Annotated in this window: 10 protein-coding genes, 6 rRNA genes and 1 pseudogene; 15 read left to right on the top strand and 2 right to left on the bottom strand. The window is 60.1% G+C overall.

The window, feature by feature from the left end:
- Positions 1–289: 289 nt before the first annotated feature.
- On the top strand, positions 290–1,135 hold the full coding sequence (locus tag ASPHE3_RS18635; RefSeq protein WP_041652377.1) for an SGNH/GDSL hydrolase family protein: 846 nt from the start codon (positions 290–292) through the stop codon (positions 1,133–1,135).
- On the opposite strand, the gene ASPHE3_RS18630 is transcribed toward ASPHE3_RS18635, so the two are convergent.
- Entirely contained in the window at positions 1,132–1,419 is a 288-nt protein-coding gene (locus tag ASPHE3_RS18630; RefSeq protein WP_013602741.1) for a YciI family protein, read from the bottom strand. The two genes, ASPHE3_RS18635 and ASPHE3_RS18630, sit on opposite strands and share 4 nt — an antisense overlap.
- Before the next feature lie 71 nt (positions 1,420–1,490).
- Between ASPHE3_RS18630 and ASPHE3_RS18625 the strand changes: the two genes are divergently transcribed.
- From ASPHE3_RS18625 to ASPHE3_RS18560, 14 genes are all read left to right on the top strand, one after another.
- On the top strand, positions 1,491–1,970 hold the full coding sequence (locus tag ASPHE3_RS18625) for a MarR family winged helix-turn-helix transcriptional regulator (protein ID WP_013602740.1): 480 nt from the start codon (positions 1,491–1,493) through the stop codon (positions 1,968–1,970).
- Between the two features lie 52 nt (positions 1,971–2,022).
- On the top strand, positions 2,023–2,784 hold the full coding sequence (locus ASPHE3_RS18620) for an SGNH/GDSL hydrolase family protein (protein ID WP_013602739.1): 762 nt from the start codon (positions 2,023–2,025) through the stop codon (positions 2,782–2,784).
- A gap of 255 nt (positions 2,785–3,039) precedes the next feature.
- The gene (gene rpmB, locus ASPHE3_RS18615; protein ID WP_013602738.1) at positions 3,040–3,276 is read left to right on the top strand and encodes a 50S ribosomal protein L28; all 237 of its coding nucleotides are present in this window, start codon (positions 3,040–3,042) and stop codon (positions 3,274–3,276) included.
- The gene (gene rpmG, locus ASPHE3_RS18610; protein WP_013602737.1) at positions 3,276–3,443 is read left to right on the top strand and encodes a 50S ribosomal protein L33; all 168 of its coding nucleotides are present in this window, start codon (positions 3,276–3,278) and stop codon (positions 3,441–3,443) included. The genes rpmB and rpmG overlap by 1 nt, the downstream gene beginning before the upstream one ends.
- 2 nt (positions 3,444–3,445) lie before the next feature.
- A complete protein-coding gene (gene rpsN, locus ASPHE3_RS18605) occupies positions 3,446–3,751 on the top strand; it encodes a 30S ribosomal protein S14 (protein WP_009358853.1) in 306 nt (101 codons plus the stop codon).
- 681 nt (positions 3,752–4,432) lie between these two features.
- Positions 4,433–5,955: ribosomal RNA gene (locus ASPHE3_RS18600) — 16S ribosomal RNA — on the top strand.
- A gap of 518 nt (positions 5,956–6,473) precedes the next feature.
- Positions 6,474–9,600: ribosomal RNA gene (locus tag ASPHE3_RS18595) — 23S ribosomal RNA — on the top strand.
- 228 nt (positions 9,601–9,828) lie between these two features.
- Positions 9,829–9,945, top strand: a 5S ribosomal RNA gene (rrf, locus tag ASPHE3_RS18590).
- Together the 16S, 23S and 5S rRNA genes form the textbook arrangement of a ribosomal RNA operon.
- A 222-nt stretch (positions 9,946–10,167) precedes the next feature.
- Positions 10,168–11,175 carry a LacI family DNA-binding transcriptional regulator gene (locus ASPHE3_RS18585; protein ID WP_013602736.1) on the top strand — a complete coding sequence of 336 codons (1,008 nt, stop codon included), beginning with the start codon at positions 10,168–10,170 and terminating at the stop codon, positions 11,173–11,175.
- A 110-nt stretch (positions 11,176–11,285) separates the two neighbouring features.
- Positions 11,286–14,333, top strand: a complete 3,048-nt coding sequence (locus ASPHE3_RS18580; protein WP_013602735.1) for a glycoside hydrolase family 2 TIM barrel-domain containing protein — start codon at positions 11,286–11,288, stop codon at positions 14,331–14,333.
- A gap of 544 nt (positions 14,334–14,877) precedes the next feature.
- Positions 14,878–16,400, top strand: a 16S ribosomal RNA gene (locus tag ASPHE3_RS18575).
- 518 nt (positions 16,401–16,918) lie between these two features.
- Positions 16,919–20,045 (top strand): 23S ribosomal RNA (locus tag ASPHE3_RS18570).
- A 228-nt stretch (positions 20,046–20,273) separates the two neighbouring features.
- Positions 20,274–20,390 (top strand): 5S ribosomal RNA (gene rrf, locus ASPHE3_RS18565).
- Between the two features lie 372 nt (positions 20,391–20,762).
- Positions 20,763–22,028: an IS256 family transposase gene (locus ASPHE3_RS18560; RefSeq protein WP_457920594.1), complete on the top strand. Its 1,266-nt coding sequence runs from the start codon at positions 20,763–20,765 to the stop codon at positions 22,026–22,028.
- Here ASPHE3_RS18560 and ASPHE3_RS21630 read toward each other — a convergent pair.
- Positions 21,939–23,321: pseudogene (locus ASPHE3_RS21630) on the bottom strand (transposase); the annotation flags it as partial. The gene ASPHE3_RS18560 and the pseudogene ASPHE3_RS21630 sit on opposite strands and share 90 nt — an antisense overlap.
- Positions 23,322–23,456: the final 135 nt, after the last annotated feature.

The raw sequence follows: 23,456 nt of genomic DNA, 5'->3' as shown, positions 1-23,456 counted from the left end.
CCACGGCGCATCAAGCAAACGAGCCGCAGCCCGATACCCAACACCCTTCTCAAACCACGCTACCGCCGCCTCACGCTGGACCTCAGACAAAGAACTACGTGCACCCATAAAAACTGCTCCCCGGAAGTCGAAACTGAATTACTCAGTCCAACTTCCGGGGAGCAGTTCACTTAACGTGGGTTTTCCCCGGACGCTCTCTCACTTGACGGGGGTTTTCCCCAAACCCTCTCTCACCTGCTGTTCATCCCGCCGTCGTCCGTTCTTCTCGTTTGGCCGATACCTTCGACCCGTGGTGCCTGAACCTTTGCTTCCCGAGTCCGGGCGGCGGGTGTTTGTTGCCTTAGGGGACTCTTTTACCGAGGGCGTGGGGGACCGGGACGAGCGGCTGCCCAACGGGGTCCGCGGCTGGGCTGACCGGGTGGCGGAGAAACTCGCCAAGGCGCAGCCGGGCTGGCGCTACGCAAATCTCGCCATCCGCAGCAAACGTCTCCGGCACGTCATCAGTGAGCAGCTTGAACCGGCCCTGCAAATGCAGCCCACGCTGGTCACGCTGTACGCCGGCGGAAACGACATCCTGGACCTCAAAACGGACATGGCGGCATTGATGGCTGACTACGAAAAGCTCGTGGCGCGGCTGGCGGAAACCGGAGCGACGCTGGTACTTTTCACAGGCTTTGACGTCAAGGTCTCCGCCTTGCTGGAGCCGTTGAAGAAACGCAACAGCTACTACAACCAGCAGGTCCGCGCCATGGCCGAACGGTACGGCGCCGTCCTGGTGGACTACTGGTGCCTGGACGCCTTCCACGACCGCCGGATGTGGGATTCGGACCGGCTGCATATGTCCAAAGCCGGGCACAAGTATCTGGCGGGGCAGGTGCTGGACCAGCTGGGCGTCCCGCACAAAATCCGCCCCAAGGACTGGGAGCCCCCCGCGCGGCTGGGACTCAGGGAATGGGAGCGGCTGCAGCGGCGCTGGGTCCACGACTGGGTGCTGCCGCTCTTCGGCCGCAAGCTTCGTGGCGTTACCCTGGGCGATGATCTGGCCCCGAGGTGGCCCCAGCCGGTCAAGGTGCCGCGGAAAGGCGGCTTGAAGAAGCTGGCGGGCGCGCCCGAAGACAACCCGCGGCAGCTCTAGCTGTCCAGCAGGATCTCGTATCCCGGTGCCACCCTGGCGGCGTGGAACTCCATGACCTCGAAGTCCGCCACGCCATTCGTGTAGAAGGGGTCCTGCTTCAGGCAGGCATCAAGGGTGGCGCGGTCGGCCTGGGAGAGCAGCAGGCCGCCGGTCCGCGGCACCTTTCGGCCGGCCGCAATGAAGACTCCGTCATCGAAAGCCTTCTGCAACCACTCAATGTGGCCCGCATTATGGAAGTCCACGATGTCCTGCGGAACCCGGTAGCTCAAGGAGACAACATACATGGCCCCAGCCTACCGGCCGCCACACCGCCTACTTGAAGAATCAACAAGGCTGCTCTCGTAGAATGAGAGGCATGACCGAACCGCGCTGGCTCAACGCCGACGAACGCCGTGCCTGGCTGGCCCTGGTAAGCATTAACACCCTGCTGCCTGCCGCCCTGGACACCAAGCTCCACGCCGCGGGAAAGCTGTCACTCTTTGACTACACCGTCCTGGCCATGCTCTCCGAGGCGGAAGGCCGGTTCCTGCCCATGAGCGAACTTGCCGCCCGCAGCAGCGCGTCCCTGTCCAGGCTTTCGCACGTGGTGACAAAACTGCAGAAGCGCGGCTGGGTGGAACGCCGGCCGCATCCCCATGATGCACGCGTCACCACAGCCCACCTCACGGAGGAGGGCTGGGCAACCATCGTGGGCCTGGCTCCCGGGCACGTCGAGGACGTTCGAGACCTGTTTCTGGACGCGCTTACGGAACAGGACGTCCTGGACCTCGCCCGGATCGGCGAGAAGGTAGTGGGCCGGCTGGATGCCGACCACTGGATCCTCCGGGAAAGCTAGGGTCCAGAGGCGTAGGTTGGTTGCTCCCAGCAACTGATGGCAAACTATCCGAATGGATTTCACTACCCGGTTTGTTGCCCTTGGTGACTCGTTCACAGAAGGCGTGGGCGATGACGATCCCACCCGCCCCAACAGCGTGCGCGGCTGGGCGGACCGCGTGGCTGAGCAGCTCGGTGCCGCGGACCCGGGCTTCGGCTACGCCAACCTCGCGATCCGGGGAAGAAAGCTCCGCCAGATCCTGGCTGAGCAGGTGCCCGCCGCCGTCGAACTTAAACCCACCCTGGTGAGCATTTACGCGGGTGCCAACGACATCCTCCGTCCCAGGATCGACATCGACGACCTCCTGGTGGAGTACGACGATGCCATCGCCAAACTGCGCGCCACCGGTGCCACAGTGGTTGTGTTCACAGGCTTCGATGCCCGGGGGTCGAAGGTGTTCAGCACCATGCGGGGGCGCACGGCGATTTACAACGAACTGGTCCGCGGCATAGCCGGCGACCATGGCGCGCTGCTGGTGGACTACTGGCGTTTCAGCGAGTACTACGACTGGGGCATGTGGGCACACGACCGGATGCATATGTCTGCTGCCGGTCATGCCAACATGGCCAAGCGCGTCTTGGAGGTCCTGCAGCACGACCATTCGATCGACGTCCCGCCCATGACGCCCGTTCCCGAACTCAGCGGGGTGGATGCCCTCCGCGCCAACGCCCGCTGGTTCCGCGAGTACGCCGGACCCTGGGTGGTCCGCAGGGTCACCGGAAAGTCCTCCGGGGACGGCTTGGCGCCGAAGTACCCACAGCTCACGCGGCTGTGATCGCAAGGCCCCCCTTATACACCTTGCGGCGCCCAATTGGTCTTTAATTGCGTGAACTCGTAGACTTGGTAGGCGCTAAGTGCGCGGAGCGTGCGCAATTGCTCCGGTTGCCCGGTATTTTCTCCAGGGTGGCCGGTAGTTAGGGGCTCAAGTTGCGTGACTAACCGTTGCCCTTCTTCACTTTTGGGTCGCCCTTAGCAGCATGGTCCAGCAGCAGATATGCGGATCATTACTTTCAATTCTTGAGGAGAAGTCATGGCAGCACACTGCCAAGTGACCGGAGCCGAGCCGGGCTTTGGGCACAGCATTTCGCACTCGCACCGCCGCAACAAGCGTCGGTTCGATCCGAACATTCAGAAGAAGCGCTACTGGGTTCCGTCCCTGCGCCGTAACGTCACGCTGCAGGTTTCTGCACGTGGCATCAAGACCATTGACGTACGCGGCATCGACGTAGTCGTTGCCCAGATCCTGGCTCGTGGGGTGAAGCTCTAGTGGCTAAGGACAAGGACGTACGTCCGATCATCAAGCTCAAGTCGACCGCGGGAACGGGTTACACCTACGTAACCCGCAAGAACCGTCGTAACGATCCGGACCGCATGGTCCTGAAGAAGTACGACCCCAAGATCCGCCAGCACGTCGAATTCCGAGAGGAGCGCTAAACATGGCTAAGAAGTCCAAGATTGCTCGCAACGAGCAGCGCAAGGTCATCGTTGAGCGTTACGCTGCAAAGCGCCTCGAGCTGAAGAAGACCCTGGTTGACGAAAACGCAACCGACGAAGCACGCGAAGCAGCCCGCCTGGGCCTGCAGAAGCTGCCCCGCAACGCGTCTCCGATCCGTCTGCGTAACCGCGACATCATCGACGGCCGCCCCCGCGGTACCTTCCAGAAGTTCGGCATCTCCCGTGTCCGCTTCCGCGACATGGCCCACAAGGGCGAACTCCCGGGCATCACCAAGTCTTCCTGGTAATCAGCACCGCTGACACCAGCTGCTTGAGAAGGGCCGGCATCCTCACGGGTGCCGGTCCTTCTGCGTTTAAAGCATCCGGTGGCTGGCCCATGTGGCGATGTCTGGCGGGGCCAGTGCCGGTGGCAGGACTGTGCTGCAGCCCACAAAAAGAGGGTACGACGGCGGATGGCGCTCCTTGGGCGCGAATGAGCCGTTTTCCCGCGGAACGGCGGGGATCAGGGGCGCACGAAAGGGGGATTTGCGGTGGGGCGGAAGCAGGTGTATTGTTTTCTAAGTCGCCGCGAGGGAGACAGCGAAGAGCTGGTTACCCCGGGCGGCCAAACCCCCAAAAATCAAGACCAATTCTGGTAGGGCTTTCGAGCGCTCCTGAAGAGGTGGGGACGACTTCCCACCGATGAGAATCCGGAAAGACGGATTTGCATCGGACTGAGAAGTCGGGTAGGTTTGAAAAGTTGCTCCGGAGCGAGTCACGGCCTTGAGGGTGTGTGGTGGTGCCGGGTGTGTCTGTTGTTTGAGAACTCAATAGTGTGCCAAGTTTGTTGATACCAATTGTTTTAGTGATTGGTTGAATTGATCGGGTCATCCGCCCCTGTGGGTGGTCTGGTTTTTACAGCTGGTTTCAAATTTTGTGCAGCCTTTTGGTCCCGTTTTCCCGGGGCTGGGGGTTGTGTCTGTTTTACTTCAACGGAGAGTTTGATCCTGGCTCAGGATGAACGCTGGCGGCGTGCTTAACACATGCAAGTCGAACGATGATGCCAGCTTGCTGGTGGATTAGTGGCGAACGGGTGAGTAACACGTGAGTAACCTGCCCTTAACTCTGGGATAAGCCTGGGAAACTGGGTCTAATACCGGATATGACCTTCCATCGCATGGTGGTTGGTGGAAAGCTTTTTGTGGTTTTGGATGGACTCGCGGCCTATCAGCTTGTTGGTGAGGTAATGGCTTACCAAGGCGACGACGGGTAGCCGGCCTGAGAGGGTGACCGGCCACACTGGGACTGAGACACGGCCCAGACTCCTACGGGAGGCAGCAGTGGGGAATATTGCACAATGGGCGCAAGCCTGATGCAGCGACGCCGCGTGAGGGATGACGGCCTTCGGGTTGTAAACCTCTTTCAGTAGGGAAGAAGCGAAAGTGACGGTACCTGCAGAAGAAGCGCCGGCTAACTACGTGCCAGCAGCCGCGGTAATACGTAGGGCGCAAGCGTTATCCGGAATTATTGGGCGTAAAGAGCTCGTAGGCGGTTTGTCGCGTCTGCCGTGAAAGTCCGGGGCTCAACTCCGGATCTGCGGTGGGTACGGGCAGACTAGAGTGATGTAGGGGAGACTGGAATTCCTGGTGTAGCGGTGAAATGCGCAGATATCAGGAGGAACACCGATGGCGAAGGCAGGTCTCTGGGCATTAACTGACGCTGAGGAGCGAAAGCATGGGGAGCGAACAGGATTAGATACCCTGGTAGTCCATGCCGTAAACGTTGGGCACTAGGTGTGGGGGACATTCCACGTTTTCCGCGCCGTAGCTAACGCATTAAGTGCCCCGCCTGGGGAGTACGGCCGCAAGGCTAAAACTCAAAGGAATTGACGGGGGCCCGCACAAGCGGCGGAGCATGCGGATTAATTCGATGCAACGCGAAGAACCTTACCAAGGCTTGACATGAACCGGTAACGCCTGGAGACAGGTGCCCCGCTTGCGGTCGGTTTACAGGTGGTGCATGGTTGTCGTCAGCTCGTGTCGTGAGATGTTGGGTTAAGTCCCGCAACGAGCGCAACCCTCGTTCTATGTTGCCAGCACGTGATGGTGGGGACTCATAGGAGACTGCCGGGGTCAACTCGGAGGAAGGTGGGGACGACGTCAAATCATCATGCCCCTTATGTCTTGGGCTTCACGCATGCTACAATGGCCGGTACAAAGGGTTGCGATACTGTGAGGTGGAGCTAATCCCAAAAAGCCGGTCTCAGTTCGGATTGGGGTCTGCAACTCGACCCCATGAAGTCGGAGTCGCTAGTAATCGCAGATCAGCAACGCTGCGGTGAATACGTTCCCGGGCCTTGTACACACCGCCCGTCAAGTCACGAAAGTTGGTAACACCCGAAGCCGGTGGCCTAACCCCTTGTGGGAGGGAGCTGTCGAAGGTGGGACTGGCGATTGGGACTAAGTCGTAACAAGGTAGCCGTACCGGAAGGTGCGGCTGGATCACCTCCTTTCTAAGGAGCACCTACAGGCCTGTCACTGCGTGTATGCGCTGGTGGGGGTTTGTCAGGAGTATATGCCCGTTGCGCAGACGCAAGTTCTGCGGCGGGTGCTCAAGGGTGGAATATCAACAAATAGCGGCTGCTTGTTTCTTGTCTTGTCTAGTACGGATGGTCATCCTTTGGGTGGTTGTCCTGGAACGGCGGGGCGGGGTGCGGGTGGTTTAGTGTTTGGCACACTGTTGGGTCCTGAGGCAACAGGGCCGGGGTTTTCCCGGGTTTGTTTGTTTCTGGTTTCCTGGCTGCACCGATCATGCACGGTTGGCTCCCTTTGGGGGTTGTGTGTGTGTGGTGTGTGGTTTGGGGTTGTTGTTTGAGAACTACATAGTGGACGCGAGCATCTTTTATAAGAAGCAATTTCCAAGAATATGAACCTGGATCTGGCTGCGCGTGGTGGTACTGCCCTGGTGGTGGTGTTGTTGTGTGTGGTTGGTTTTCATGGTTCTCTCGAAAAGTGTTTTTTGATCTTTTGTGGTCAAGTTTTTAAGAGCACACGGTGGATGCCTTGGCATTAGGAGCCGAAGAAGGACGTAGGAATCTGCGATAAGCCTGGGGGAGTCGATAACCGGACTGTGATCCCAGGGTGTCCGAATGGGGAAACCCCGCCAAGCGCGCGAGTGACTTGGTGACCCGCATCTGAACACATAGGGTGCGTGGAGGGAACGCGGGGAAGTGAAACATCTCAGTACCCGCAGGAAGAGAAAACAATAGTGATTCCGTTAGTAGTGGCGAGCGAACGCGGATCAGGCTAAACCGTTCCATGTGTGATAGCCGGCGGGCGTTGCATGGTCGGGGTTGTGGGACTTTCCATACCAGTTCTGCCGGGCTGGTGGGGTGTGATGTGCGCGCATAGGTGAACGGTCTTGAAAGGCCGGCCAGAGAGGGTGTTAGCCCCGTAACTGTAATGCGTTGTGCCGCCTGTGAGAGTATCCCAAGTAGTACGGGGCCCGAGAAATCCCGTGCGAATCTGTCAGGACCACCTGATAAGCCTAAATACTCCCTAATGACCGATAGCGGACCAGTACCGTGAGGGAAAGGTGAAAAGTACCCCGGGAGGGGAGTGAAACAGTACCTGAAACCGTGTGCTTACAATCCGTCGGAGCCAGTCTGATTCTGGTGACGGCGTGCCTTTTGAAGAATGAGCCTGCGAGTTAGTGTTACGTCGCGAGGTTAACCCGTGTGGGGCAGCCGTAGCGAAAGCGAGTCTGAATAGGGCGTTGCAGTGGCGTGATCTAGACCCGAAGCGAAGTGATCTACCCATGGCCAGGTTGAAGCGACGGTAAGACGTCGTGGAGGACCGAACCCACTTCAGTTGAAAATGGAGGGGATGAGCTGTGGGTAGGGGTGAAAGGCCAATCAAACTTCGTGATAGCTGGTTCTCCCCGAAATGCATTTAGGTGCAGCGTTGCGTGTTTCTTGCTGGAGGTAGAGCTACTGGATGGCTAATGGGCCCTACAAGGTTACTGACGTCAGCCAAACTCCGAATGCCGGTAAGTGAGAGCGCAGCAGTGAGACTGTGGGGGATAAGCTTCATAGTCGAGAGGGAAACAGCCCAGACCACCAACTAAGGCCCCTAAGCGTGTGCTAAGTGGGAAAGGATGTGGAGTTGCGAAGACAACCAGGAGGTTGGCTTAGAAGCAGCCATCCTTAAAAGAGTGCGTAATAGCTCACTGGTCAAGTGATTCCGCGCCGACAATGTAGCGGGGCTCAAGTACACCGCCGAAGTTGTGGCATTCAAACAATGACTAAGCCTTCGTGGTTCAGGTGTTTGGATGGGTAGGGGAGCGTCGTGTGGGCGGTGAAGTCGCGGTGTAAACCAGCGGTGGAGCCTACACGAGTGAGAATGCAGGCATGAGTAGCGAAAGACGGGTGAGAAACCCGTCCGCCGAATGATCAAGGGTTCCAGGGTCAAGCTAATCTGCCCTGGGTAAGTCGGGACCTAAGGCGAGGCCGACAGGCGTAGTCGATGGACAACGGGTTGATATTCCCGTACCGGCGAAAAACCGCCCATGCTGAACAGGGGATACTAACTGCCCGAGACCTGCCCGATCACCCTTGTGGTGTGAGGGTTTTGGTGGAGCGCAGGACCTGATCCTGGGAGGCAAGCGTATTAACAGGTGTGACGCAGGAAGGTAGCCGAGCCGGGCGATGGTTGTCCCGGTCTAAGGATGTAGGGCGAACGGTAGGCAAATCCGCTGTTCATGATGCCTGAGATCTGATGGGACCCCCGTTTGGGGGGATTTGGTGATCCTATGCTGCCGAGAAAAGCATCGACGCGAGGTTTTAGCCGCCCGTACCCCAAACCGACACAGGTGATCAGGTAGAGAATACTAAGGCGATCGAGAGAATTATGGTTAAGGAACTCGGCAAAATGCCCCCGTAACTTCGGGAGAAGGGGGGCCCCAACCTTGATCGGACTTCGCGTCCGGGAGGGGATCGGGGCCGCAGAGACCAGGGGGAAGCGACTGTTTACTAAAAACACAGGTCCGTGCGAAGTCGCAAGACGATGTATACGGACTGACTCCTGCCCGGTGCTGGAAGGTTAAGAGGACCGGTTAGCCTCACGGCGAAGCTGAGAATTTAAGCCCCAGTAAACGGCGGTGGTAACTATAACCATCCTAAGGTAGCGAAATTCCTTGTCGGGTAAGTTCCGACCTGCACGAATGGAGTAACGACTTCCCCGCTGTCTCAACCATAAACTCGGCGAAATTGCAGTACGAGTAAAGATGCTCGTTACGCGCAGCAGGACGGAAAGACCCCGAGACCTTTACTATAGTTTGGTATTGGTGTTCGGAGTGGCTTGTGTAGGATAGGTGGGAGACGTTGAAGCCCGGACGCCAGTTCGGGTGGAGTCATCGTTGAAATACCACTCTGGTCACTTTGGACATCTAACTTCGGCCCGTAATCCGGGTCAGGGACAGTGCCTGATGGGTAGTTTAACTGGGGCGGTTGCCTCCTAAAAAGTAACGGAGGCGCCCAAAGGTTCCCTCAGCCTGGTTGGCAATCAGGTGTCGAGTGTAAGTGCACAAGGGAGCTTGACTGTGAGAGAGACATCTCGAGCAGGGACGAAAGTCGGGACTAGTGATCCGGCGGTACATTGTGGAATGGCCGTCGCTCAACGGATAAAAGGTACCTCGGGGATAACAGGCTGATCTTGCCCAAGAGTCCATATCGACGGCATGGTTTGGCACCTCGATGTCGGCTCGTCGCATCCTGGGGCTGGAGTAGGTCCCAAGGGTTGGGCTGTTCGCCCATTAAAGCGGTACGCGAGCTGGGTTTAGAACGTCGTGAGACAGTTCGGTCCCTATCCGCTGCGCGCGCAGGAAATTTGAGAAGGGCTGTCCTTAGTACGAGAGGACCGGGACGGACGAACCTCTGGTGTGTCAGTTGTACTGCCAAGTGCACCGCTGATTAGCTACGTTCGGATGGGATAACCGCTGAAAGCATCTAAGCGGGAAGCTCGCTTCAAGATGAGATTTCCATACACCTTGTGTGTGAGAGGCCCCCAGCCAGACCACTGGGTTGATAGGCCGGATGTGGAAGCGAGGACTAACGACTCGTGAAGCTGACCGGTACTAATAGGCCGATAACTTACACCACACACCCACCCCGCAAACGGGTTCAAAAGCGTTTGCACCACGGGGAGGGTAAAAAGATGAACAAGACTGCTTGCGTCCACTATGTGGTTCCCAACCAACAAACCCGCCACGGGCCTGTTGCGCTGAGGAACACAACTGAATAAACAACACCACCGCTCTCTAACAGGAGCAGTTGTAACCACAAGTCTTCCCACACCACCCCAACAGGGTTGGTGACGGGTAACAGGGTTACGGCGGTCATAGCGTGGGGGAAACGCCCGGTCCCATTCCGAACCCGGAAGCTAAGACCCACAGCGCCGATGGTACTGCACCCGGGAGGGTGTGGGAGAGTAGGTCACCGCCGGACAACCATTAGGTCGAGGCCCCAACCACACGGTTGGGGCCTCCCACATTTAACACACACACCAGAACACCAGCTGATAGAGCGTCCGGGGAAACCCCACATCAACTGCGAGAGCGTCGCGGGGAACCCGACATCAACTGCGAGGGCGTCCGCTGTGGGTGCCTCCGCCACCACTGGGGGCAGCAAGCGTGTGGCCCACAGCCTGCCCACTTTAGACTTACTCCCATGACCTCGAGTTCCCGCGGCCCGGCCAACCGCCGCGCCACCATTCTTGATGTGGCAGCGGCAGCGGGGGTGTCACGGCAGACTGTCACGCGCGCCATGAACGACATGCCGGGGATCAGTGCAACCACGCGGGAACGAGTCCAGAATCTGGCCGCGGAGCTTGGGTATTCTCCGAGCCGGTTCGCGAAAGGCCTGGTCCAGGGCGCGCGGGTCTCGCTGGGTCTCGCCATCCCGGACCTGACCAATCCTTACTTTCCTGCCTTCGCGGCCAGTGTGGTCGAAGAAGCCACCCAGCGCGGCTGGAACGTGGTGATGGATGATTTTGGCCACGGCAGCGCCAGTGGCCTGGACGCTGTAACACGGTTGGCGCCGCAGGTTGACGCGCTGGTGGGATATCTCGGCGGATGCTCAGTGGAGGCCCAGGCCATGATGGGCCGTCGCCCGGTGGTTGTGCTGGACGACCCAGCGGGCGAAGCGGCAGGCCGGATCTCTTTCGACTACTCACACGCGGCACAGCTCGCGTTGGGCTATCTCCTGGAGAACCAGCGCCGGCGCATCGCCTACTTGGATTCGGACCAGGAGGGGCCGGCGACGGCGCGCGGCAAGGCGGTGGCCGTTGCGGCCGGGGCCGCCGGAGTCGGCCTCCGGGTGGAGCGCTCCGCTGATTCTGCCACCGCCGCCCGTGGTGCTGTCCGCAGGATGATCGATGAAAAAGGGAGCCCCGACGGCCTGCTGGTCTTCAACGATCTCATGGCTGCCGGCGCGCTCAAGGCTTTTGCCGATGCAGGCGTGACAGTCCCGCGGGACTGCGCAGTTGTAGGGATGGACGGGATTCCCCTTGGCGAATTGGTATCGCCTGAGCTGACTACCCTCTCCCTGGACCTCCGCGCGGTGGGGAGGGCCGCCGTCGGCCTTGTGGATGGCCTGCTCACTGGCCGCATGGAGGCAGGCGGCGCGGATGCCCACTTGGTCCTCAAGCACCAGTTGGTCCGTCGACAATCGGCCTGACCCTACAAAACAAGGACCCCACCAGCTAGGCTTGATAGCGCCGTGAACGTTCACGTGCCGTCGGTGGCGGACGGTTGCCGCCGGTCGAATCATCTAAGAGCAAGGAAGCCATGTCGGTCCATGCACCTTCCGCCCTGACAGACAGCACAACGGTGACAACCCCAGGTTCACCAGGACGAAGGCTGGACCTTGGCGCGGCGGCCGCCGAGGGGCTGGCCTCACCCACCCCTGCCACCGGAACATTGACTCCCCGCGCCTATCTGGACAGCAGCGCGCCAAAGTTGTCGTTGAACGGCGAATGGCAGTTCAGGCTCAGCTCGGGGGCGCGGGTGGCGCCCGACGATGGCTGGCAGCTGGGGCAGCCCCTGGACGGCTTTCAAGGCCTGCCGGTTCCCTCCAGTTGGCCGATGCACGGACACGGCGCCCCGGCATACACCAACGTCCAGTTCCCCTTCGCGGTGGAGCCGCCTCAGGTTCCGGACGCCAATCCCATCGGTGATCACGTGCTCGTGTTCGACGCCGGCCCGGAGTTCTTTCCGCATGCACTGCTGCGCTTTGACGGTATCGAGTCGGCCGGCACCGTATGGCTGAATGGGGTGGAACTCGGTACCACGCGCGGCAGCCGGCTGCCACACGAGTTTGACGTCTCCGGGATCCTGGAATCCGGACAGAACACGCTGGCAGTGCGGGTCGCCCAGTTTTCGGCGTCGAGCTACGTGGAAGACCAGGACATGTGGTGGCTCCCCGGCATCTTCCGCGACGTCACCCTGCAGGCAAGGCCGGTGGGCGGCATCGACGACGTCTTCGTCCACGCTGGCTACGATCATCTCACCGGCGAAGGAACCCTCAGGGTTGAGGTGAGCCGGGGCGGCCAGGCGATAGACGCCGTCGTCCGCGTTCCGGAACTGAACCTCGAGCTGCCCGCCGGTACTGCCGTGCGGCTGCCCGTCGTCGAGCCGTGGTCCGCGGAGGTGCCCAGGCTTTATGGGGCAACTGTCAGCACTCCGGGGGAGATGGTCACGGTGGAGGTTGGCTTCCGCAGCATCAGCATCGAGGACGCCCAGTTCAAGGTGAATGGCCGGCGGATCCTGCTGCGCGGGGTCAACCGCCATGAGCACCATCCGCGTCTCGGCCGGGTGGTCCCCAGGGACGTAGTTGAAGCCGAGCTGCGGCTCATGAAGCAGCACAACATCAATGCCATCCGGACCTCGCATTACCCGCCGCACCCGGATGTCCTGGCGTTGGCGGACCAGCTCGGCTTTTATGTGGTGCTCGAGTGCGACCTGGAAACGCACGGGTTCGAGAGTGCCGGCTGGGCGCAGAACCCCAGCGACGATCCGCAATGGGAGCCGGCTCTGGTTGACCGCATGCGCCGTACGGTCGAGCGGGACAAAAACCATCCCTGCGTCATCATGTGGTCGCTCGGCAACGAGGCAGGCACGGGCCGGAACCTGGCCGCCATGTCCCGCTGGACCAAGGACCGCGACCCGTCGCGGCCCATCCATTATGAGGGGGACTGGTCTTCGGAGCACGTGGACGTCTACTCCCGGATGTACGCCAGCCAGGCCGAAACGGAGCTCATCGGGCAGGGCATCGAGCCGCCCCTTGAAGACCCGGCACTGGATGCCCGACGCCGTGCCATGCCATTCGTTCTCTGCGAGTACGTTCACGCCATGGGTAACGGTCCCGGCGGAATGACGGAGTACCAGGAACTCTTCGAGAAGTACCCACGGCTGATGGGCGGCTTTGTATGGGAGTGGCTGGAGCACGGGATTACCGTTACCTCCAAGGATGGCCGTGAGCACTATGGCTACGGCGGGGACTTCGGTGAAGAAGTCCACGACGGCAACTTCGTCACGGACGGCCTGGTGGACGCTGACCGCAACCCCCGGCCCGGTTTGCTGGACTTCAAGAAGGTCATCGAACCGTTGCGCATCACCGTGGCCGGCGACTGGTCCGGCTTCACCTTCCGCAATGGCCAGGACTTTGCGGACACCTCCGCCTTCAGCTTCCGCTATCAGGTGGAGGCTGAAGGTGGCATCCTCGATGCCGGCGCAGTGGAGGTTGCGGCAGTGGCCCCGCATGAGGAAACCTGGGCGGGGCTCCCCGCCAGCGTCGCCACCTTGGCAGCCGGTGAAAGGAGTACGACGTCGGTGCTCACCGTGAGCGCGGTCCTCGCCGCTGACACGGCCTGGGCTCCAGCGGGGTACGAGATTGCGTGGGGCCAGTCAGTCCGGGAGCAGACTCCGCCGGTTGAGCCGGCTCCTGTCGACGCCGTCCACGTCACCGACCGTGAACTGTCAGTGGGACCAGTTGTCCTCAGCCGCTCCACGGGCATGCCCACGTCCATCAGTAGCATCCCGGTGAAAAAGTTGGGTCTGAACTTATGGTGGGCACCCACGGACAACGACTTGGGCCGTGAGTGGGGCGCGGCAGACGAGCGACCGATGGCCACTCAGTGGACGGACGCCGGTTTGAACCGGCTCCACACCCGGCTGCTCCGTATCACCGCGGAGCCCACCCCGGAGGGGGGAGAAGCACTGGCCGTCCGAACCCGTGTCAGCGCCGCCGACAAGCAGTATGGCGTTTTTGTGGACTACACATGGACCAGCGATGGCGACGCTGTAGGACTGCGCACGCAGGTACGTCCTGACGGCCAGTGGATCAACCGCGGTTTTGACGTCGAGTGGGCGCGGATTGGCCTGGAGCTCGTGCTGGGTGAAGAGACCGGCGCGGTGAGCTGGTTCGGTGACGGACCGCACCAGAGCTACCCGGACACCGGGCAGGGAACAAGGACGGGATGGTTCTCGCTGCCCCTTTCCGACATGGACGTGGAGTACGTGCGGCCCCAGGAATGCGGGGCGAGGTCCGGGGTGCGTTCCGCCGGACTCCAGCTCAGCGGCAGGACCCTGGACATCTCCGGGCAGCCTTTTGCGTTGACCGTGCGCCCCTATAGGCAGGACGTTCTTGAAGCTGCGGCCCACCGTCCTGACCTGCGCGCCGACGGACTCACTTACGTCTACCTCGACCACACACGCCGGGGCGTGGGCACAGCGGCCTGCGGACCTGGGGTACTGGAGCAGTACCGGCTTCAACCGCGGGAAGCGGACTTCCTGCTGACCCTGCGGGTGAGCAGTCCACGATCCGCGGATATGTGACCCACTCCATAGATCAGGGTGCAGCCTCCCACCGGGGCTGGGACCGGCGAGAAGATGCCAAAAAGCCCGGAATTACGGGGGTTTCGGGGGTGCTGCTCTGCCTCGAAGGCGGATTTGCAGAGCGGCTTCTGCCCGTGTATTGTTTTCTGAGTCGCCGCCGCTGAAGCGGAAAAATAGCGACCAACCCCCTTACAAACAGCCTGCAAATGGTTCGCCTCCTGGCGCGCCGGATGCGGGTGGGGACGGTTGAGAAAGCCACGAATCGCCGGAAACGCCGATTTGCAAAGCTTCTCGAAACCGGGTAAGTTTGAAAAGTTGCTCCGGAGCGAGTCACGGCCTTGAGGGTGTGTGGTGGTGCCGGGTGTGTCTGTTGTTTGAGAACTCAATAGTGTGCCAAGTTTGTTGATACCAATTGTTTTAGTGATTGGTTGAATTGATCGGGTCATCCGCCCCTGTGGGTGGTCTGGTTTTTACAGCTGGTTTCAAATTTTGTGCAGCCTTTTGGTCCCGTTTTCCCGGGGCTGGGGGTTGTGTCTGTTTTACTTCAACGGAGAGTTTGATCCTGGCTCAGGATGAACGCTGGCGGCGTGCTTAACACATGCAAGTCGAACGATGATGCCAGCTTGCTGGTGGATTAGTGGCGAACGGGTGAGTAACACGTGAGTAACCTGCCCTTAACTCTGGGATAAGCCTGGGAAACTGGGTCTAATACCGGATATGACCTTCCATCGCATGGTGGTTGGTGGAAAGCTTTTTGTGGTTTTGGATGGACTCGCGGCCTATCAGCTTGTTGGTGAGGTAATGGCTTACCAAGGCGACGACGGGTAGCCGGCCTGAGAGGGTGACCGGCCACACTGGGACTGAGACACGGCCCAGACTCCTACGGGAGGCAGCAGTGGGGAATATTGCACAATGGGCGCAAGCCTGATGCAGCGACGCCGCGTGAGGGATGACGGCCTTCGGGTTGTAAACCTCTTTCAGTAGGGAAGAAGCGAAAGTGACGGTACCTGCAGAAGAAGCGCCGGCTAACTACGTGCCAGCAGCCGCGGTAATACGTAGGGCGCAAGCGTTATCCGGAATTATTGGGCGTAAAGAGCTCGTAGGCGGTTTGTCGCGTCTGCCGTGAAAGTCCGGGGCTCAACTCCGGATCTGCGGTGGGTACGGGCAGACTAGAGTGATGTAGGGGAGACTGGAATTCCTGGTGTAGCGGTGAAATGCGCAGATATCAGGAGGAACACCGATGGCGAAGGCAGGTCTCTGGGCATTAACTGACGCTGAGGAGCGAAAGCATGGGGAGCGAACAGGATTAGATACCCTGGTAGTCCATGCCGTAAACGTTGGGCACTAGGTGTGGGGGACATTCCACGTTTTCCGCGCCGTAGCTAACGCATTAAGTGCCCCGCCTGGGGAGTACGGCCGCAAGGCTAAAACTCAAAGGAATTGACGGGGGCCCGCACAAGCGGCGGAGCATGCGGATTAATTCGATGCAACGCGAAGAACCTTACCAAGGCTTGACATGAACCGGTAACGCCTGGAGACAGGTGCCCCGCTTGCGGTCGGTTTACAGGTGGTGCATGGTTGTCGTCAGCTCGTGTCGTGAGATGTTGGGTTAAGTCCCGCAACGAGCGCAACCCTCGTTCTATGTTGCCAGCACGTGATGGTGGGGACTCATAGGAGACTGCCGGGGTCAACTCGGAGGAAGGTGGGGACGACGTCAAATCATCATGCCCCTTATGTCTTGGGCTTCACGCATGCTACAATGGCCGGTACAAAGGGTTGCGATACTGTGAGGTGGAGCTAATCCCAAAAAGCCGGTCTCAGTTCGGATTGGGGTCTGCAACTCGACCCCATGAAGTCGGAGTCGCTAGTAATCGCAGATCAGCAACGCTGCGGTGAATACGTTCCCGGGCCTTGTACACACCGCCCGTCAAGTCACGAAAGTTGGTAACACCCGAAGCCGGTGGCCTAACCCCTTGTGGGAGGGAGCTGTCGAAGGTGGGACTGGCGATTGGGACTAAGTCGTAACAAGGTAGCCGTACCGGAAGGTGCGGCTGGATCACCTCCTTTCTAAGGAGCACCTACAGGCCTGTCACTGCGTGTATGCGCTGGTGGGGGTTTGTCAGGAGTATATGCCCGTTGCGCAGACGCAAGTTCTGCGGCGGGTGCTCAAGGGTGGAATATCAACAAATAGCGGCTGCTTGTTTCTTGTCTTGTCTAGTACGGATGGTCATCCTTTGGGTGGTTGTCCTGGAACGGCGGGGCGGGGTGCGGGTGGTTTAGTGTTTGGCACACTGTTGGGTCCTGAGGCAACAGGGCCGGGGTTTTCCCGGGTTTGTTTGTTTCTGGTTTCCTGGCTGCACCGATCATGCACGGTTGGCTCCCTTTGGGGGTTGTGTGTGTGTGGTGTGTGGTTTGGGGTTGTTGTTTGAGAACTACATAGTGGACGCGAGCATCTTTTATAAGAAGCAATTTCCAAGAATATGAACCTGGATCTGGCTGCGCGTGGTGGTACTGCCCTGGTGGTGGTGTTGTTGTGTGTGGTTGGTTTTCATGGTTCTCTCGAAAAGTGTTTTTTGATCTTTTGTGGTCAAGTTTTTAAGAGCACACGGTGGATGCCTTGGCATTAGGAGCCGAAGAAGGACGTAGGAATCTGCGATAAGCCTGGGGGAGTCGATAACCGGACTGTGATCCCAGGGTGTCCGAATGGGGAAACCCCGCCAAGCGCGCGAGTGACTTGGTGACCCGCATCTGAACACATAGGGTGCGTGGAGGGAACGCGGGGAAGTGAAACATCTCAGTACCCGCAGGAAGAGAAAACAATAGTGATTCCGTTAGTAGTGGCGAGCGAACGCGGATCAGGCTAAACCGTTCCATGTGTGATAGCCGGCGGGCGTTGCATGGTCGGGGTTGTGGGACTTTCCATACCAGTTCTGCCGGGCTGGTGGGGTGTGATGTGCGCGCATAGGTGAACGGTCTTGAAAGGCCGGCCAGAGAGGGTGTTAGCCCCGTAACTGTAATGCGTTGTGCCGCCTGTGAGAGTATCCCAAGTAGTACGGGGCCCGAGAAATCCCGTGCGAATCTGTCAGGACCACCTGATAAGCCTAAATACTCCCTAATGACCGATAGCGGACCAGTACCGTGAGGGAAAGGTGAAAAGTACCCCGGGAGGGGAGTGAAACAGTACCTGAAACCGTGTGCTTACAATCCGTCGGAGCCAGTCTGATTCTGGTGACGGCGTGCCTTTTGAAGAATGAGCCTGCGAGTTAGTGTTACGTCGCGAGGTTAACCCGTGTGGGGCAGCCGTAGCGAAAGCGAGTCTGAATAGGGCGTTGCAGTGGCGTGATCTAGACCCGAAGCGAAGTGATCTACCCATGGCCAGGTTGAAGCGACGGTAAGACGTCGTGGAGGACCGAACCCACTTCAGTTGAAAATGGAGGGGATGAGCTGTGGGTAGGGGTGAAAGGCCAATCAAACTTCGTGATAGCTGGTTCTCCCCGAAATGCATTTAGGTGCAGCGTTGCGTGTTTCTTGCTGGAGGTAGAGCTACTGGATGGCTAATGGGCCCTACAAGGTTACTGACGTCAGCCAAACTCCGAATGCCGGTAAGTGAGAGCGCAGCAGTGAGACTGTGGGGGATAAGCTTCATAGTCGAGAGGGAAACAGCCCAGACCACCAACTAAGGCCCCTAAGCGTGTGCTAAGTGGGAAAGGATGTGGAGTTGCGAAGACAACCAGGAGGTTGGCTTAGAAGCAGCCATCCTTAAAAGAGTGCGTAATAGCTCACTGGTCAAGTGATTCCGCGCCGACAATGTAGCGGGGCTCAAGTACACCGCCGAAGTTGTGGCATTCAAACAATGACTAAGCCTTCGTGGTTCAGGTGTTTGGATGGGTAGGGGAGCGTCGTGTGGGCGGTGAAGTCGCGGTGTAAACCAGCGGTGGAGCCTACACGAGTGAGAATGCAGGCATGAGTAGCGAAAGACGGGTGAGAAACCCGTCCGCCGAATGATCAAGGGTTCCAGGGTCAAGCTAATCTGCCCTGGGTAAGTCGGGACCTAAGGCGAGGCCGACAGGCGTAGTCGATGGACAACGGGTTGATATTCCCGTACCGGCGAAAAACCGCCCATGCTGAACAGGGGATACTAACTGCCCGAGACCTGCCCGATCACCCTTGTGGTGTGAGGGTTTTGGTGGAGCGCAGGACCTGATCCTGGGAGGCAAGCGTATTAACAGGTGTGACGCAGGAAGGTAGCCGAGCCGGGCGATGGTTGTCCCGGTCTAAGGATGTAGGGCGAACGGTAGGCAAATCCGCTGTTCATGATGCCTGAGATCTGATGGGACCCCCGTTTGGGGGGATTTGGTGATCCTATGCTGCCGAGAAAAGCATCGACGCGAGGTTTTAGCCGCCCGTACCCCAAACCGACACAGGTGATCAGGTAGAGAATACTAAGGCGATCGAGAGAATTATGGTTAAGGAACTCGGCAAAATGCCCCCGTAACTTCGGGAGAAGGGGGGCCCCAACCTTGATCGGACTTCGCGTCCGGGAGGGGATCGGGGCCGCAGAGACCAGGGGGAAGCGACTGTTTACTAAAAACACAGGTCCGTGCGAAGTCGCAAGACGATGTATACGGACTGACTCCTGCCCGGTGCTGGAAGGTTAAGAGGACCGGTTAGCCTCACGGCGAAGCTGAGAATTTAAGCCCCAGTAAACGGCGGTGGTAACTATAACCATCCTAAGGTAGCGAAATTCCTTGTCGGGTAAGTTCCGACCTGCACGAATGGAGTAACGACTTCCCCGCTGTCTCAACCATAAACTCGGCGAAATTGCAGTACGAGTAAAGATGCTCGTTACGCGCAGCAGGACGGAAAGACCCCGAGACCTTTACTATAGTTTGGTATTGGTGTTCGGAGTGGCTTGTGTAGGATAGGTGGGAGACGTTGAAGCCCGGACGCCAGTTCGGGTGGAGTCATCGTTGAAATACCACTCTGGTCACTTTGGACATCTAACTTCGGCCCGTAATCCGGGTCAGGGACAGTGCCTGATGGGTAGTTTAACTGGGGCGGTTGCCTCCTAAAAAGTAACGGAGGCGCCCAAAGGTTCCCTCAGCCTGGTTGGCAATCAGGTGTCGAGTGTAAGTGCACAAGGGAGCTTGACTGTGAGAGAGACATCTCGAGCAGGGACGAAAGTCGGGACTAGTGATCCGGCGGTACATTGTGGAATGGCCGTCGCTCAACGGATAAAAGGTACCTCGGGGATAACAGGCTGATCTTGCCCAAGAGTCCATATCGACGGCATGGTTTGGCACCTCGATGTCGGCTCGTCGCATCCTGGGGCTGGAGTAGGTCCCAAGGGTTGGGCTGTTCGCCCATTAAAGCGGTACGCGAGCTGGGTTTAGAACGTCGTGAGACAGTTCGGTCCCTATCCGCTGCGCGCGCAGGAAATTTGAGAAGGGCTGTCCTTAGTACGAGAGGACCGGGACGGACGAACCTCTGGTGTGTCAGTTGTACTGCCAAGTGCACCGCTGATTAGCTACGTTCGGATGGGATAACCGCTGAAAGCATCTAAGCGGGAAGCTCGCTTCAAGATGAGATTTCCATACACCTTGTGTGTGAGAGGCCCCCAGCCAGACCACTGGGTTGATAGGCCGGATGTGGAAGCGAGGACTAACGACTCGTGAAGCTGACCGGTACTAATAGGCCGATAACTTACACCACACACCCACCCCGCAAACGGGTTCAAAAGCGTTTGCACCACGGGGAGGGTAAAAAGATGAACAAGACTGCTTGCGTCCACTATGTGGTTCCCAACCAACAAACCCGCCACGGGCCTGTTGCGCTGAGGAACACAACTGAATAAACAACACCACCGCTCTCTAACAGGAGCAGTTGTAACCACAAGTCTTCCCACACCACCCCAACAGGGTTGGTGACGGGTAACAGGGTTACGGCGGTCATAGCGTGGGGGAAACGCCCGGTCCCATTCCGAACCCGGAAGCTAAGACCCACAGCGCCGATGGTACTGCACCCGGGAGGGTGTGGGAGAGTAGGTCACCGCCGGACAACCATTAGGTCGAGGCCCCAACCACACGGTTGGGGCCTCCCACATTTAACACACACACCACCAGCTGATAGAGCGCCGCACGGACCCTCTCTCAGTTGATGCGGCCTTCCATCGGACGCTCTCTCACTCGATACGCGTTTCTGACGGACGCTCTCTCAGTTCATGTGCTTTCTATCGCGGGCCCAGACAAGCCCACCCCCGCCACCGCCCGACCGGCATCGACCACCACGACAGCGTCGAAAGACCCAACAACAACTGATAGAGCGTGCCTGGCGGATTCAAGGGGACTGTCTGAATAACGGTGTGTGGAGTCCGGCCTGATCCGAAAGGAGACGGCCGTGTCAGAGTCCACGTCCGAGATGGCAGGGGTGATGATCGATCCTGTGACGGGAGAGATCATCGATCAGAAGGAGCTTGCGGAGCGGTTGCTCGCGCAGGCCAAGGAACAGGGCGTGAGCCTGGTAGGCCCGGGCGGGCTGCTGAACCAACTCACGAGAAATGTGCTGGAGACCGCTCTGGAAGCCGAGCTGACAGAGCACCTCGGCCACGAGCACGGCCAGACACCGATCGCAGCCAACATGCGCAACGGCACCAGGTCAAAGACCGTGTTGACCGAGATCGGTCCGGTCGAGATTGAGGTGCCCCGGGATCGGGACGGGTCGTTCGAGCCGGTGATCGTGCCCAAGCGGAAACGGCGTCTGGACGGGATCGACCAGATCGTGCTCTCCCTCTCTGCCCGGGGGCTGACGACCGGGGAAATCGCCGCCCACTTCGAGGAGGTCTACGGGGCCAGAGTCTCTAAAGACACCATCAGCCGCATCACGGAGAAAGTCGCCGGAGAACTGGCCGAATGGTCGGCCCGGCCTTTGGATCCGATCTATCCGGTGCTGTTCGTTGATGCGGTCGTGGTCAAGGTCCGTGACGGGCAGGTGCGCAACACCCCGTTCTACGTCGTTATGGGCGTCACCACCAATGGGGAGCGGGAGATCCTGGGCATCTGGGCCGGCGACGGTGGCGAGGGTGCCCGGTTCTGGCTGCAGGTCTTCTCGGAGCTGAAGAACCGGGGCGTGGAAGATGTGCTGATCGCCGTCTGCGACGGGCTCAAAGGCCTGCCGGAGGCGATCACGACCACGTGGGAGCGGACGGTGGTGCAGCAGTGCATCGTGCACCTGATCCGCAACAGCTTCCGCTACGCCGGACGCCAGCACCGCGACGGCATCGTCAAGGCGCTCAAGCCGGTCTACACGGCCCCGTCCGAGCAGGCGGCGAAGGACCGGTTCGCCGAATTCACTGCCGAGTGGGGCCAGCGGTATCCGGCCATCGTACGGCTCTGGGAATCCTCCTGGGCCGAATTCGTGCCCTTCCTGGAGTACGGAGCCTGTCGCAGAATGGCGTGTCCCAGCCCGGATGGTGACGGGGGCCTGTTGGTCGGGGTCGGCAGGTCGGCTCGCCTGGTCCCCGCGGCCAGCGCCTCAGGCGGTTGCCGTGTGGATCTTCCGGATGTTGTAGGCGGCGGCCGCGAGGTTCAGCTCGCTGCGGGCTGCATCAAGGCCTCTCCGGGAGAATCTGCTCAGGATCGTCTTGAGGGTTCCGATGCTGGGTTCGACGGTTGCGCCGCGGCGCTTGTAAGCGGCTGATCCTTCGGGTGTTCGGAGGCGGTGGGCCATCGCTTCCCGTGCGTTCGCCCCGGCCGGCGGCGGGCCGGATGCCGGGGATCGGACTGCCTTGGCATGCTGTTCGCGACCCTTGCCCAAGGCGATGATCCGGTCGGCGCCGGGCGCCTCCAGGTTCTTGTTGCTGCAGTAGCCGGCATCGGCCAGCACGACCCCGATCTGATGCTCAGGCGAGCCGGTCCGCGCGTGCAGGCCCGAGGCGGCATTGGTGGCCGCGCTCATCATGGGAACGAACGAGGGCATATCGTTGGGCTGCTGGTTCACATCGACGGCGGCGATGAGATGGTCACCGGTGACGGCGACCTGCGCGTTGTACCCCTGGACGAATCCCCGGCGTGTGGGCATCACCCGCGAGTCCGGGTCGGTGGTGTTCGCGACGGCCTTGGACAGGCTCCTTGTCGGGGCTTGCCCGTCGCGCGCCGCGGCGGCTTCGGCGGCAGCGACGACACGGCGGGCCCGGATGATCCGGGAGTGCTCCTCGGTAGGGACGGACGGGGCGCCCATCGGCTTCTTCCCCGCGGCGATCAACGCGGCCCTGCGATCGAGCTTGGCCTGGTGGTCACGCAGTTCCCGTTCCAGATGCGCCCTCGCCTCGGCCAGCCGTAGCGGACCGTCAGGGATCCGGCCTCGCACCGGCCGCCCGGCCCGGGATGTCTCCAGCCGGGCCTGAGCCCCGGTCTGGCGGGCGTCGCGATCGGCGTCCAGTCGACCCTGCTGCTGGGCAAGTTCCGCCGCTGCGCGACGGATCCGCTCGGCCCGCGCCGACCTCATGGCCAGCGCCCCACGGACACGGTCACCGCCCTCGTCAGCCCCGCGGGCGGCCAGCGCATCCTCGGCTGCGTCCACGCGCTGGGCCTCTTCGACGACCCCGGCGGCGATCTCTGCCGCGTGCTGCTCGAACCAGTCCCGACCGCGGTTCGCGTCGATGGACGCGTTCGCGGGGATCTTCGTCCCGTCGATCGCGATCGTGCCGAACCGGGCAAGCCCCGCCCGTGCGGCGATCAGCAGCACCTGCGCGAACAACCCGGCGAACGCTTCCTCGGACACGGCACGGAACCTCGCGATCGTCGCATGGTCGGGCACATCGCCGGCGCACGCCACCTTGAACGCGATGTCCGTATGGCAGAGCCGCTCGACCTGACGCGAGGACCGCACGCCACGGCAGTACGCGTAGACAAGCAGCCCCAGGAGCATCCGCGGATCGTATCCCGCTGCGCCGACCCCGCCCCGCCGCCGCGACGCCTCGAAAGCCGACATATCGAGCGTCTCGACGATCTCGATGACAAGCCAAACGAGGTGATCTTCCGGCAGCCAGTCCCGCATGTCCGGCGGAAGCAGAAACACCTGATCACGCCGCACAGGACGATAACTCCGAGCCATACCCGATTCTCC

The sequence above is a fragment of the Pseudarthrobacter phenanthrenivorans Sphe3 genome (genome assembly GCF_000189535.1).
Lineage (GTDB): Bacteria > Actinomycetota > Actinomycetes > Actinomycetales > Micrococcaceae > Arthrobacter > Arthrobacter phenanthrenivorans.
The sequence above is the reverse complement of the archived record's forward strand: the minus strand, read 5'-3'. Positions and strand labels throughout refer to the sequence as shown.